9 protein-coding genes and 1 pseudogene are annotated in these 13269 nt (G+C 43.8%); 4 read left to right on the top strand and 6 right to left on the bottom strand.

What is annotated here, in order from left to right:
* The first annotated feature begins 271 nt into the window (after nucleotides 1–271).
* The 4 genes from AC58P7_RS22970 to AC58P7_RS22955 all read left to right on the top strand — a co-directional run bounded on the left by AC58P7_RS22970 (nucleotide 272) and on the right by AC58P7_RS22955 (nucleotide 5011).
* Nucleotides 272–2089 (top strand): cache domain-containing sensor histidine kinase, encoded by a 1818-nt coding sequence (locus AC58P7_RS22970; RefSeq protein WP_497347006.1) that lies wholly within the window; start codon nucleotides 272–274, stop codon nucleotides 2087–2089.
* Nucleotides 2067–3266, top strand: coding sequence for a response regulator transcription factor (locus AC58P7_RS22965; protein ID WP_497347004.1), 1200 nt, complete (start codon nucleotides 2067–2069; stop codon nucleotides 3264–3266). The genes AC58P7_RS22970 and AC58P7_RS22965 overlap by 23 nt, the downstream gene beginning before the upstream one ends.
* 493 nt (nucleotides 3267–3759) lie before the next feature.
* Nucleotides 3760–4371, top strand: a complete 612-nt coding sequence (locus AC58P7_RS22960) for a TetR/AcrR family transcriptional regulator (protein WP_497347002.1) — start codon at nucleotides 3760–3762, stop codon at nucleotides 4369–4371.
* Between the two features lie 16 nt (nucleotides 4372–4387).
* Entirely contained in the window at nucleotides 4388–5011 is a 624-nt protein-coding gene (locus tag AC58P7_RS22955) for a TetR/AcrR family transcriptional regulator (RefSeq protein ID WP_497347000.1), read from the top strand.
* A 146-nt stretch (nucleotides 5012–5157) separates the two neighbouring features.
* Here the strand turns inward: AC58P7_RS22955 and AC58P7_RS22950 are convergent.
* The 6 genes and pseudogenes from AC58P7_RS22950 to AC58P7_RS22925 form a co-directional block, all read right to left on the bottom strand.
* Nucleotides 5158–5880, bottom strand: a pseudogene (locus tag AC58P7_RS22950) (IS6 family transposase).
* A 290-nt stretch (nucleotides 5881–6170) separates the two neighbouring features.
* Nucleotides 6171–6842, bottom strand: coding sequence for an ABC transporter ATP-binding protein (locus tag AC58P7_RS22945; protein ID WP_497346998.1), 672 nt, complete (start codon nucleotides 6840–6842; stop codon nucleotides 6171–6173).
* Between the two features lie 64 nt (nucleotides 6843–6906).
* A complete protein-coding gene (gene sigK / locus AC58P7_RS22940; RefSeq protein WP_497347099.1) occupies nucleotides 6907–7440 on the bottom strand; it encodes an RNA polymerase sporulation sigma factor SigK in 534 nt (177 codons plus the stop codon).
* A gap of 395 nt (nucleotides 7441–7835) precedes the next feature.
* On the bottom strand, nucleotides 7836–9098 hold the full coding sequence (locus tag AC58P7_RS22935; protein WP_497346996.1) for a glycoside hydrolase family 1 protein: 1263 nt from the start codon (nucleotides 9096–9098) through the stop codon (nucleotides 7836–7838).
* A 58-nt stretch (nucleotides 9099–9156) separates the two neighbouring features.
* Nucleotides 9157–11985: an alpha-L-rhamnosidase gene (locus AC58P7_RS22930; RefSeq protein ID WP_497346994.1), complete on the bottom strand. Its 2829-nt coding sequence runs from the start codon at nucleotides 11983–11985 to the stop codon at nucleotides 9157–9159.
* Between the two features lie 21 nt (nucleotides 11986–12006).
* Nucleotides 12007–13263, bottom strand: coding sequence for a glycoside hydrolase family 1 protein (locus tag AC58P7_RS22925; RefSeq protein ID WP_497346992.1), 1257 nt, complete (start codon nucleotides 13261–13263; stop codon nucleotides 12007–12009).
* Nucleotides 13264–13269 lie beyond the last annotated feature (6 nt).

Here is a 13269-nt window from a genome sequence, read left to right as displayed (position 1 = left end):
GTTAGGTGATGTTCAATTATTTGAAAATAGTCAAATCTTTTGACCCTGTTCTAATCTTGGGAAACGCTTACTTCACCTTAATACACCATAGAAATTGAATTTTATGTTCAAATATTTGGTTAATGTTCAAATATTGGGAACATTCCAAGATATATTGTTATTCAATGTTTTAAGCACTATAATTGTTTGAAAGAAAAACGAACACTCTGAGATTATCACAAAAGCAGGACTGAGAATTTCTAGAAGGGATCGATTTCGAGATGGTGGGTTCATGAAATTTAAATCATTCAAGTCAAGTATCATCCTCTATTTCGCCCTATTAATATGTGTTTCTCTCAGCCTACTCGGTATTATCAGCTATCAAACCTTCTCTAGCTTTACGAAAAAAGAAATGATCAAAAGCACCACATCGATTACGAACCAAGTAAATCAGAGTCTGGATCTGTATTTACATGAAATCAAGGATTCTCTCCACTTTCTAGCCATCGATCAGAATTTAATAACCATTCTTGAAGACTCTATTACAGAAGGCGGAAAGTATGAGTCTCAACAAGACCGTGCGCGAATTTCCATTCTGTTGAATAATATCTTCTCGGAGAAATCCGATATACGCGGTTACTTTATTTACAATTACGACCATCGCATGCAATATATTAACAGCGCCCAGTCTATTAAATTTGATTCCCCTTTTTTAAAGAAAGTGTGGCTCGATTTTAAGAACACCGAATATGCCTTGCAGATCAAATTCTACGGGGCTCATAAGCCTGATTACTATGATAACTATAGAAGTACGTCCGATCTTAATAACGTAATCACGATTGCAGCTAACATTAAGGATTCCTATGATCCATCCAATCCTAATCTATATGGTGTTGCTGTTTTCGATTACAACATTAATAAGCTCAAGAACATTTTTGAATCTATCCAAACACAGCTTGGCATACAATCTTTTGTTGTAGATGACGGAAAACAAGTGATTTACCAATCAGACCCCTCTCTGATCCTTACTGAATCAGATATGGAAAGCTTATTTCAAGATACTTCGGGATATTGGACCCGTATGGTGAACGGAACAAATATGCTTATCGCCTTTTCAACCTCCTCGGTAACCGGCTGGAAAACCGTAAGTATGCTTCCCTTCACCCAATTCAACAAGAAACTGTCTGTTATTCGCGATACAACCTTGTTTCTTCTGACTATCATGATTGTCATTACGATTTTCCTTGCTTCCGTCATCACCATTCGTGCGACACAGCCCATCTTAAAATTGGTTACATTTATGAAGGAAGTCGGTACAGGTAAGTTGGACATCCGGATTGATCGTCAAACCGAATACGAGGAAATTATGGTCCTTAATAGAGGCATTAACAATATGCTTGATAAGATGAAGGAGCTAATTACTGATTCTATTAAACAACAGCTTCTCCAGAAGGAAGCCGAGTACAGCGCTTTACAGGCCAAGATGAATCCTCATTTCCTTTACAATACACTGCAGTCTATCTCGTCATTGTCCATACTTGGCAGGAATCAAGATATCGAGCTGGTTACGCATTCCCTTAGAGAAATGCTGCATTATTCGTTATACCAGATGAACGAAATGGTTAAAATTAAAGATGAAATACGCTCTGTTGAAAATTATTTGCGCATACAGAACATCCGTTATGATGGACGTCTGCAATCCGTTATCCAAGCCGATGACAGTGTACTGGAATACCCTATTAATAAGTTTATTCTTCAGCCTATCATAGAAAATTCCATCTATCATGGCTTGGAAAGCAAAGATGGGATATGGATCATCAACCTCCTTATTGAGAATGACACTGATCATATCCGCATTGTGGTTACGGATAACGGGATTGGGATAACAGAGCAAAGGTTAAGCATAATCAATGAAGAGCTTTCCTCTACCGCAGCTAATACCAGCAGAATAGGATTAATGAGTATTGCAAATCGTATGGCATTGAGGTTCTCATCTCAATCCAAATTAAAGATCGAGAGTGAATGGGGACAAGGAACGACAATCACCCTGATTATTCCTAAACCTAAGTCATTGGGAGGTGTACAGAATGCTAACGACATTATTAATTGATGACGAACCACTGACGACACAAGCGCTTCGCAAGATTCTAGAAACCCATTTTCCCACAATTGAAATATTAGGGGAAGCGACGAATGGACTTAAAGCTTGGGAGATCATCCAGAATCGAGTACCCGACTTCATCATCTCTGACATCCGGATGCCGAACTTGGATGGTCTGGAGCTCTTGGATAAAGTACGTAATGCAGAGCTGCCAATCAAAGTTATCCTGCTAACCGCCTACGGTGAATTTGAATATGCGCGCCAAGCACTTAAGCTCGGTGCATCCGGCTATTTGCTTAAGCCCTATATCCAAAGCGAACTCATCAAGGAAGTATTTCGTGTCACCAAAGAGATTGAAGCTGAGAACGGGTATAAGAGCATCCTGTCCAAAGCCATCCCTCTGTTCGAAGAGAACGCCCTGAAAAAGCTGCTTGTAGGTAAACTGGATTCAAATGGCTTAAATGAATTCTTAGAAATGACAGAAAGTCGTTGGGAATTTTGTATGGTCAGTGTCTTTCAGCTAGGAGGGTCAAATTTAAAAGCAGAGGAAATCGAGGAAGTCATTAAAATTAGTATAATTGAGGAAATTAACAGCCATTTGCTCTATTCCGGTTATCAAGGAATCAGTTTTTTCCGCAAGCTTAACGAAATCATTTTGATTCATGCTCCTAAGGAAACGGATACTCATCTCATTCAAGGCTGTATTCGAATCCTGATGAATTATATCCATAAACCTTTTCAGGTGGGTTCCAGCCAGAACAAATACCCGCCTCAGCAATTATCTGAAGCCTATGAGGATGCACTGCAGCATTCTACTACTATTCAAGATCTTACTATTACAAAAAACACAACGGATCACCAAGGTGCCTTAATTGATAAAGCAGTAGAATTTTGTAAACGCTATTATACGACAGACATTAATCTGCAGAAAATAGCCGACCATTTGGATATCAACAAATATCATTTCTGCAATCTATTTAAGGATCAATTGCATGTAACCTTCTGGGATTACGTGACCAATCTGCGTATAGATCACGCCAAGAATTTACTTCAATCAAGTGAGGAACGTGTCTCTAGTATAGCCATTCAAAGCGGGTATATTAATTCCAGTCACTTCGGAAAAGTCTTCAAGGAGATCACCGGGATTACGCCAGCTGAATATCGCAAACAGGCTAAGTCAACTTAATCGTACCAGAAACCTTAGTTTTTTCATTATTCAATAATTTCAAGTAACCTTTATCCCAATGTTTTATTAGATACTTATCAAATTCATCTTTGAGAAAACTATTTTGGTTTATTGTTCATACATCACGAGCTCCCAACTTCCATTATTTGGGCGTTAACCAAGAAATATTCCTGGATCCCCTTACGTTTTGGATCGGAACTTTTCCGCGGTATATTATACTTTGGTCCTGAGAATAATATAGTATCACCACTGACTACACTTGGCATCTCAACCGCAATCGTCGTAGTGCTGTCTCTTTTATCAGTCACTGTGAAGTCTCACAAGCTAACGAAGTAATCACTTGAACTAAGGTGAATATACGAATAAAAAAAATCCCTACATGCCAATTGGTCTGTGGGGATTTACATTATACACCCAACTCCTATTGCTGTATAATATAAAAGGAATTTACATTCCGGTTATAACCAAATCTGAACTATTAGGGAGATGGAGGATGAAAACAATGAAGGGTTCGGATTTATCTACGCCAAGCAATCGTAAAGATGCCAATCAAAATACACTAAAAGTTCTTACAGCCGCTTATAAAATTTTTGCTGAGAAAGGCTATGACGCCACAATCGAAGAAATTGCTAATGAAGCAGGCGTAGGCGTAGGGACTGTTCATCGGCGATTTTCCAACAAAACCGTGTTAGCAGCTGCAGTAGTCACCGACATTTTCCAAAAAATTAAAGAAAAACAAATACAGGTCGTCAAAACGGATATGCCTGCAGATCAAAAAATCCGGTATCTATTCGAAATTTTCTCAGATTCTCACTTACAATATGGTAAAATTCATAGTTTGGGGCTTCATTTGGCTACCTTAGGTGAGTTGGGCGATGAAATGAGGGCCTCCCTATTAACCGCTCTAGAGGGCAGCGTATTAGATATTATTATACAAGGCCAAGAGGAAGGAATATTTAGAGAAGGCGATCCGAAACTGCTGGAATTGCTCATTATCAACATGATTAATCCCCATCTCATTCTAAAATTAAAAGAACATGTTCCAGTCGATAAGATCAAAGAGAAGGTATCTGACATGATTCTATTAGGGCTTATTAAGAAATAACTTTAGAGGTGTTATCATGACAGATGAAAATATAAAAAATCAAATCATAACTGTCGCTAAACAACTATTTGCTGAAAATGGTTATGAGGGGACGAGTCTTAGAGAAATTTGTGTGAAAGCGAATGTCAATGTGGCATCCGTGTCATACTATTTTGGAGGAAAAGAAAATCTATTTTTCTCGCTTTTTGGTCCTGATTTTCCTGCTATTCGGCTAATTTCTAGCGATATTTCACACTATAGACCAGAGCTCGGAATATCGTATATTTTAAATGATATCATTAAGTTCCATAAAGAAGATCCTGAAGTATCAAAGATTTTTCATCAAGAAATTGTTATGAATAGTCAAAGGAAAAGTCATTTACTAGCAATCGTATCTCCACTTTTGCAAAGAATTCTCCAATTTCTAAAAGACGGTAAAAATAACGGTGTTTTTTGCTTTACTGATTTGAATCAAGCATTTTTATTTATTATAGGTACCATCATGTTTTCAACCCATTCAGGCATCATATTTCCAAACCTTGAGTTAGACGGTTCGAACAAATACATTGGAGCAACGAAAGACATCATTGTGCTCATTCTAAAAGGGCTGGGTATGAATCAGGAGAGTATCCTGTCCGTTTTATCGGAATTAAACGATTAGCTGTTACTTAGTCTTTCCTAAATAACGTCAAAATAAAAGCTGCTGTCTCAAACTAACATGGCCTGACGGCCACCACCATGAATGAAAATGGGTTCTGGTGCAAGGATTTAAAAAAGTTTGCAGTTACCCGACAAACTATACTTTGTCTATGCCACTAAACAAGATATCTTATTTAGCCATTCAACAGCAGTGAGGACAGTCGAATTATCATCGGCCTGCCCTTTCCTTATCATATGTGTAGCCTCAATTCCCTTTAACGTCTGATCCGCTGTAAGAAACGATTTGAAACCGAGATTTGGTTTTGTGATTTTCTTTATGAACCGGTGATCTTGCTCCACAATGTTGTTTAGATACTTTGTCTGTCTAATCAAGGTTTCTTTTGCTAAGGATTTCTCATTTATTAATTCTTGTATGGCAGGTGGATAGGCTGGATTTTTATCCAAGGTGATTACACGTGGGATTTGAGTATGTGGAGAGGACAACGCCTTTGTAAAGAAGCGCTTAGCTGCCTGCATATCCCGATTTTCAGATAACATAAAATCAATGGTTTTTCCCATAGAATCAACGGCTCTGTATAAATACTTCCACTGACCTTTAACTTTGATGTAGGTTTCGTCAGTCCTCCACGAGTCGTTTGTAGGCTTCAAAAAAGGGCGGATTCGTTTGTCAATTTCGGGTCCAAATTCATGCACTCATCTCATGATCGTCGTATGGGAAATCCTTAATCCTCGATCACTCATCATTTCAACTATATCTCGATAACTTAAACTATATTTCAAATACCATCTCACCGTTAGTAAAATGATTGCAGATTCATATTGCTTCCATATAAATATATCCAATTTCGTTTCCAAAGCAAGTTGCTCCATCCCATGACTTCAACATCAATTACGTTATCATGAATTAGAGCTTTGCACCACAACCAAGCTTCTCGTCTCCTTTACGATGAGGCTTAACATCACCACGGTAGTACATCTCAGCTAAGTGCCATGCGTCAGCAGCATCTGTTTTTAGTTCTGCGTTTAGGTTCCTGTAGATTGATTTTTCTGGATTATGTATTATCCCGAATAAATAGCTTTATCTCGCATCATTTCACATCAAAAAGCCCTACGAATTATCGTAAGGCTAACATTCAGTTTACTATACACTCCATCACAATTTATTGCACTAATTTCCCATCCCGAAACCTTACAATCCGCTTCGCCTGCTCCGCAACCTGTCGGTCATGCGTAATCACAATAATCGTCCTGCCCTGCTCATTCAACCGTCTGAATATATCCATGATCTCCACACCGGTCTTCGAGTCCAGTGCCCCCGTTGGTTCATCCGCCAAAATAATTGGAGGATCACCCGCTAATGTTCGCGCAATCGCAACACGTTGCTGTTGTCCTCCAGACAGTTCCGAAGGAAAGTGCTTCCTTCGATCTAACAAATCCACCGCTTCCAACGCTTGCAAAACAAGCGGTTCTCTCTGCTTCCTCGTCATTCCACGATAGATCAGCGGAAGCTCCACGTTCTCATATGCACTTAATCTCGGCAACAAGTTAAAGCTCTGAAAAACAAATCCGATCTTCCGATTCCGAATCTCGGCCAGCTGTGAATCCTTGAGGGAGTGTATCTGCTTCCCATCTAGGACATACAAGCCTTCGTCCGATACATCTAAACAACCGATGATGTTCATCAACGTGGACTTGCCAGAACCCGATGGTCCCATAATTGCGACAAATTCGCCCTGCGCGATATCCAGCGAAATGTCATCCAACGCCCGAATGGTTTCTCCACCCATATAGTAAAATTTACTAACATTCTCAATTTGGATTAAGGCTGTCATTTTCTTCGCCCCCCACTATTCGATGCCAAATAAATGAAGTCTGCGATTCATCAACTCGTCGACCTTACCGCTTCGCCTTATAAAACTCATGATAGAGCTTCATGAGCGCCCGCTTCTCAATCCGCGACACATACGAACGCGAAATCCCCAGCTCCTTCGCGATCTCCCGCTGCGTCCGCTCTTCGCCACCAAGCTCCAATCCGAATCGGCCAACAACAACTTCCTTCTCTCGATCGTCCAGAATTTCCAGATTTCTGTAAATTTTCGACTTCTCGATCTTCAGCTGCACCGCATCCACCACATCATCCGCCTCGCTGCCGAGAATGTCGATGAGCGTAATTTCGTTTCCCTCTTTGTCCGTTCCAATGGGATCATGCAAGGACACATCTTTCCGCGTTTTCTTTAAGGAGCGCAGATGCATCAGAATCTCATTCTCGATACAACGTGCAGCAAAAGTCGCCAGCTTTGTCCCTTTGTTTGGGGAGAAGGATTCGATAGCTTTGATCAGGCCGATCGTCCCTATCGAAATTAAATCTTCTAGATCTTCTCCTGTATTGTCGAATTTTTTGAGGTTGTGAACACGAAGCAACGTAATTATTTAATAAAAAATGAATTAATTCCGGATCTTTCTTCTCGGAATTACCGATTTATTAAGCAATTAGTAATTTCTTCTGTCTCATGAAGATGTTTCACGTTAAGTTCCATAGTGAACACTTGAGACTTTTGTATAATTATCTGTCATTTACGTTAAACACAGAGTAAAAATTAAGGGGATCGCCGAACTAACTAGCTTCGGCGCCCCTTTTTTACCACTCATTTATTCTTTAATAAATCCTACTTTAATCAATAACCGTTTAATCATCCACTAGTTAGATGGAGTCATTCCATGTCACCTTGACTTGAAGGTTAATTAGATATAGTTCCCCATAGGTTAACGTACTAGTATGCACGGCACACACACTTCTATAATCCATACCTAGTATATTATTATTTTTAAATCAGCGAATTCGTTTGAGCAATACGTCCCAGATATTGTGCGCTTTCTTTCACTTTCCGTTCCTGCGTATTCCTATCTACTGCGATCAGTCCGAATTTCATGGCGTAACCGGAGTTCCATTCGAAGTTGTCAAAGGTCGACCAGTGCAAATACCCTCTCACATCGATCCCTTCTTCGATACAGGAATGTAACCCTTGTAAACCCTTGCGTATAAACTCGACGCGCCTGTCGTCGTCATCCGTCGCCACCCCGTGCTCTGTTACAAAGATAGGGAGCGACAGCGTTCGTGCAACTTTGCGTACAACCTGCCCCAATGCTTCCGGGTAATATTCGTATTTCATCTGTGTCAACTCGGCGCTTTCGGCAGGTCTGACTTGACCCTCAGGTCCGTAGACCTCTCTCGTATAATTCTGAAGGCCGAAGAAATCGTCTTCTTCCACCATGGACACGAATTGACCGAAATAGAGCTGCCATTTCGCTTCGGCGATGCCTTCTCCGCCAGGAATTGACTGCACATCGGACAAGGCCATCGATAGGCCTACCTTGGTATTAGGCGAAAGACGCTTAATCGTTTCCCTTGCCATGCGGTGTGTTTCCTTAAGTAGTCCGATCGTCACCTCGTCCGAAATCATATGGAAAGTCACGTATTGATTAGGCTCCGCTCCGCACAACATGGCAGCTGACTCTCTCCATTTAGGCGCTGTCCAGGCCGCAGCATCAATCCCGACCGGTGGTACGATTCCAATCTTGGAGAAAATTTCGCGCAGCATGGTGGGCAAATTGATTTCATTAAACGTTAACGCATACGGAATCAACGATCCCAATTCCCGGAACACAAACTCGCAATACTGGGAGAACAATTGTGGGATTTCTGGGCTAGCCCATCCACCCAATCTCATTATCCATTGAGGCGATGAGAAGTGATGCATAGCCACCACAGGGATCATATCATACTCGTAACAAGTTTTAAGCACGTCTCGATAATGCGCGATCGCTGAATTGGAGTATTGTCCCGGAGCAGGCTCTACTCTTGCCCATTCGATGGAGAACCGGTAAGCCTTGAGTCCCAAGCTTGCCATTAAAGCGATGTCTTCTCTATAAAGACGATAATGATCGATGGCATCCCCTGATTTATCTGCATACGGAGACCCTTCTGCCTGTTCCTCAGCCCAGAAATCACTGTTTACGTTATTACCCTCAACCTGATAGGCTGCTGTGGCCGATCCAAAAATAAAGTCTTTCGGAAACACGAATTCCATTGACAACACTCCTATTGACATCGATTTTCCTGATGAAAAATATGATTAGCTTTCTTTATTAGACACTTAACTTAATCTGCTGCAGCTGCGGCTCCATTGCTTCGATCGCCTCGGCTGTCAATTTAAGGAAGGGCATGTGAATCAGCTCTGGCATAGACTTTATTCCTAAACCAGGTGAAATATCGGCAAGGTGAGGATACACGTTCGTAACAACTGCACGAGCCTCATCTTGCTTCAGCAAATCATTTAAGGGCATATTAATACTGCATCGCTTAATATAATCTACACTCGGCGTGTACTCGAATTCATAGGCACCGCTTGTAAGTCGTACATGTACCTCCGTCCCCTCCTGCTCTGAGTGTAGGGGCGAATCCTTCAAAGACTTGCCGTTTGCAGCTACATTTTCTATTAACGCATCCGGTAATTCAACCGTTGCCGTCGCATCGAAAGGAATCGTAAAGCGAAACCAAAGTCCTCCGTCTTCCTTCAGCCTCCACTCGCTTTCATACCGTCCCGCGGCCGAGTTCAAGCTCGCTTTGACGAACTCCAAGCGACAATCGGGCTGCGGTGCCAACCGAACATGCTTAAAGCCCGGCTTTTCCTCTATCGGGTTAATTCCCACCATATGCCGGTACATCCACTCCAAAATAGAACCATATGCGTAGTGGTTCAACGAATTCATATGTGAGCCGCTAATCTGCCCGTCCTGCAGGACGGAATTCCACCGTTCCCAGATGGTCGTGGCGCCGAGTTCAACCGCATACAGCCAGCTTGGATAATCCTTGTTTAGAAGCAATGTGTAGGCCAGGTCATGATTGCCAGAATCGGACAGCACTCTGCACAGATACGGGGTGCCGACAAAGCCGGTCTTGAGATGGTTATTGTCCTTCTTCAGCCGATCCCTCAGATCCTTCGATACCCGGATCTTGTCACACTCTGGTGTCAGGTCCATGAAGAGCGCAAGGACGAGCGCAGTCTGGTTACTCAGTGCAAGCCTTCCGGTCGGTGTGAAATACTCCATCCGAATGGCTTCCCTCACTTGATTAGACAGCGCATCGTACTCCTTCGCCAATTCATCGTTACCGAGTGCCCTAGCAGCCTTGGCAACAAGCCCGGAAGAATAACAGTAATAAGCGGAGGCGATAAACGCGGTATCCGTACCGCCAGATGGCATGTTCGGATCTTCTCCGTCCAAAGCCAACCAATCGCCAAAATGGAAGCCCACCGTCCACAGACGTCTGGATCCAGACTCGTCGTCTGCTCTCTTGATATAATCCACCCATGCCTTCATGCTGTCGAACTGCTGCTCAAGGATCGCCTTATCTCCATAGTGCAGGTAAACCGTCCATGGAATAATGGTTGCGGCGTCTCCCCAAGCGCTGGAGCCACCACCTTTCAGATTGAAGGCGGGCACCACCATTGGTACCTGTCCATCAGCTGCTCCCTGTTCTTGCCAAAGATCATAGCCGTATTTACTAAAGAACGCATACGTATCCATATTGAAAGAGGCTGTGCCTGCAAATACTTGGGCGTCCCCTGTCCAGCCCATCCGCTCGTCTCGCTGCGGACAGTCAGTTGGTACGTCAAGGAAGTTCCCTTTCTGTCCCCACATCGCATTCTGAAACAATCGGTTCACTAAGGGATTACTGGTTTCGATATTACCGGTAACCTCCATGTCGGAATAAAGTACGCAGCCTGTGAAATCCTCTGTATTCAGCTCTCCGCACCAGCCAGAAACTTTAACGTAACGGAAGCCATAATACGTAAAGTGCGGTCTCACCATTCTTACGGCTCCGTCCGAAATATAACGGTATTCAGCCAACGCGGTACCCAAGTTGTCCCGGTAGAAATTCCCCTCTTGCAGCAGCTCCCCATATTGCAGCACAATCTCCGTACCTTTAGGTGCGCGATTCATGAATTCAATCCAGCCGACCATATTTTGACCGAGATCCAATACCGTTTCGCCTGTCGGTGTTTCAATCACTTCCACTGGCTTTAATCGCTCTTGGATGACCACTGGCAGACTTAGCCGAGACTTCAACTTGTCATATCCAATATCCGCCACGGTTACCCCATTCCGGGACGTGTCCTCGAACGTTGCATCGAAAACTTCTCCGTCATACAAACTGCTGGCCATAATGGAACTCTGACGGGATTGCCAAGTTTCGTCAGTTCGAATAGAAGTAATTGTTCCATCCAAATGGGTGATCACGATCTCACATAGCGCCGCGTAACGATCGCCATAGAAATTGCTCTCTCCTCCATCAAAGCCAAACCGTCCCTTATACAAACCGTTGCCCAAGGTTAACTCCACCAGATTGGGGCCTTGTTGGATCAAATCCGTAAGATCATAGGTTTGAACCTGAAGCCACTTATCATAGGCATTGAAATTTGGGGTCAAGTACTCATTTCCAGCCTTCCGACCGTTAAGTTGCATCTCATACAAACCCAAACCGCATACATAAGCCCGGGCGCTCTTCACCTCACTGGAAAGGGAGAAAGTCTTGGACAGGATGGGATGAATGTCTCGCTCCAACTCCGGCGTGATCCATGTCGCTTCCCATTTCTCCTCCAACTTCCCTGTTTCAAACCATACCATTTCGCTGGTCGCCGCTTCGCCATTATCCGCCCATACCGTTACGCGCCAATAATAGCGAGTTCTCGGCCTCAGCAGGATGGGCAACTCAAAGGCGAGGCTGTCGATCTGTTCGCTTCGGCCCGTGTCGAATGCGAGCTGTTCGCCGTTTTCATCCAAAAACACTTGTATTTGAGCAGCAGCTTGCTTGGTCGCCGTTGTATCGGTTACCGTATAAGACAATCTCGGTTTCCCTAGATCAAACCCCAACGGATTCTCTATTCTGTTCGTTTTCATCTGTGTAATTTTCATCGTTCAGGTCTCCTTTTTCGATCATAAACCGTTCGCTTGTGCGATTTCACCCATTAATTTGCCGCTCATTTTTACATTCCGTTCCATGGTTGTTCGATCTACGCCGATGATGCCAAAGCGGCTGGAATAACCGAAGATCCATTCAAAGTTATCAAAGGTCGACCAGTACAAGTAACCCTCTACCGAGATGCCGTCCGAAATAGCGGCATGAAGACCTTCCAATCCCCTTCGGATATAGCGGCTCCTCTGCATATCATCCTCCGTGGCGATCCCATGCTCCGTAATGATGATCGGTCGTTTCCAATCGATTGCTGCCTTACGGACGGCGCCTTCCAGTCCCTCCGGATAATATTCCGAACCCATGGAGGTCAGCTCGGCCCCCTCCGGCGGCTTCATCTGCCCATCCGGTCCATAGCGCTCCCGAGTATAATTCTGAATCCCCAAATAATCATCTTCCTGAAGAATCGGGAGAAACTGGCGGAAGTAAGAATGCCAGACCTTCTCCGCCTTCTCCTCTCCTCCCACAACCGCCTGCACATCTGGCAGCGCCAGTGACAATCCGACTTTGGTCGAACGGCTGCACCGCCGTATGGCCTCACGCGCCTTCACATGTGAATCCTTCACATGCTGCAGTGACTCTTCATCGGAGGCCATGTGGAACGTAAAGTAGTGCTTGATATCAGTGCCGCATGTTCGCGCCGCCGATTCCCGCCAGCCGGGAGCTGTCCATGACTTGGCGTCGATACCGATCGGAGGCATGAAATCGAAGTTAATGAACATCTCTCGAAGCATAATGGGAAGGTTAACTTCATTCATAGTAAGGGCGTAAGGGATGAGATCTCCCAACTCCTGAAACACATACTCGCAATAACGTGCGAACAGGTCCGACACCTCCGGATTGGACCAGCCTCCGTCCCGCATTAGCCAGCGGGGCGAGGTGAAGTGATGCATAGTGACCATGGGAGTAATACCGTATTCGTAGCAAGCATTCAGCACATCCCGGTAATGCTCCAGTTCGGATCGGGAGAAGAAGCCCTTCTCCGGTTCTATCCGCGCCCATTCGATACTAAACCGGTACGCCTTCAATCCTAACTTGGCCATCAAGGCAATATCCGTGCGATATTGGCGGTAATGATCCACGCCATCACCCGATTTGTCCGCGTAAGGAGAGCCTTCCGCATATTCTTCCGACCACACATCAGAATTGATATTGTTGCCCTCCACCTGATGCGCCGATGTGGCCGAACCCCACAGGAATCGTTCCGGAAACTTCAACATATATTT

The organism is Paenibacillus sp. J22FR5 (genome assembly GCF_059691975.1).
The sequence above is the reverse complement of the archived record's forward strand: the minus strand, read 5'-3'. Positions and strand labels throughout refer to the sequence as shown.

What these genes read in the sequence shown, in the direction of transcription:
- AC58P7_RS22925 (WP_497346992.1), bottom strand. Translation starts at nt 13,263, where the DNA reads ATGTTGAAGTTTCCGGAACGATTCCTGTGGGGTTCGGCCACATCGGCG.
- AC58P7_RS22935 (WP_497346996.1), bottom strand. Translation starts at nt 9,098, where the DNA reads ATGGAATTCGTGTTTCCGAAAGACTTTATTTTTGGATCGGCCACAGCA.
- AC58P7_RS22960 (WP_497347002.1), top strand. Translation starts at nt 3,760, where the DNA reads ATGAAAACAATGAAGGGTTCGGATTTATCTACGCCAAGCAATCGTAAA.
- AC58P7_RS22965 (WP_497347004.1), top strand. Translation starts at nt 2,067, where the DNA reads ATGCTAACGACATTATTAATTGATGACGAACCACTGACGACACAAGCG.
- AC58P7_RS22945 (WP_497346998.1), bottom strand. Translation starts at nt 6,842, where the DNA reads ATGACAGCCTTAATCCAAATTGAGAATGTTAGTAAATTTTACTATATG.
- AC58P7_RS22970 (WP_497347006.1), top strand. Translation starts at nt 272, where the DNA reads ATGAAATTTAAATCATTCAAGTCAAGTATCATCCTCTATTTCGCCCTA.
- AC58P7_RS22930 (WP_497346994.1), bottom strand. Translation starts at nt 11,985, where the DNA reads ATGAAAATTACACAGATGAAAACGAACAGAATAGAGAATCCGTTGGGG.
- AC58P7_RS22955 (WP_497347000.1), top strand. Translation starts at nt 4,388, where the DNA reads ATGACAGATGAAAATATAAAAAATCAAATCATAACTGTCGCTAAACAA.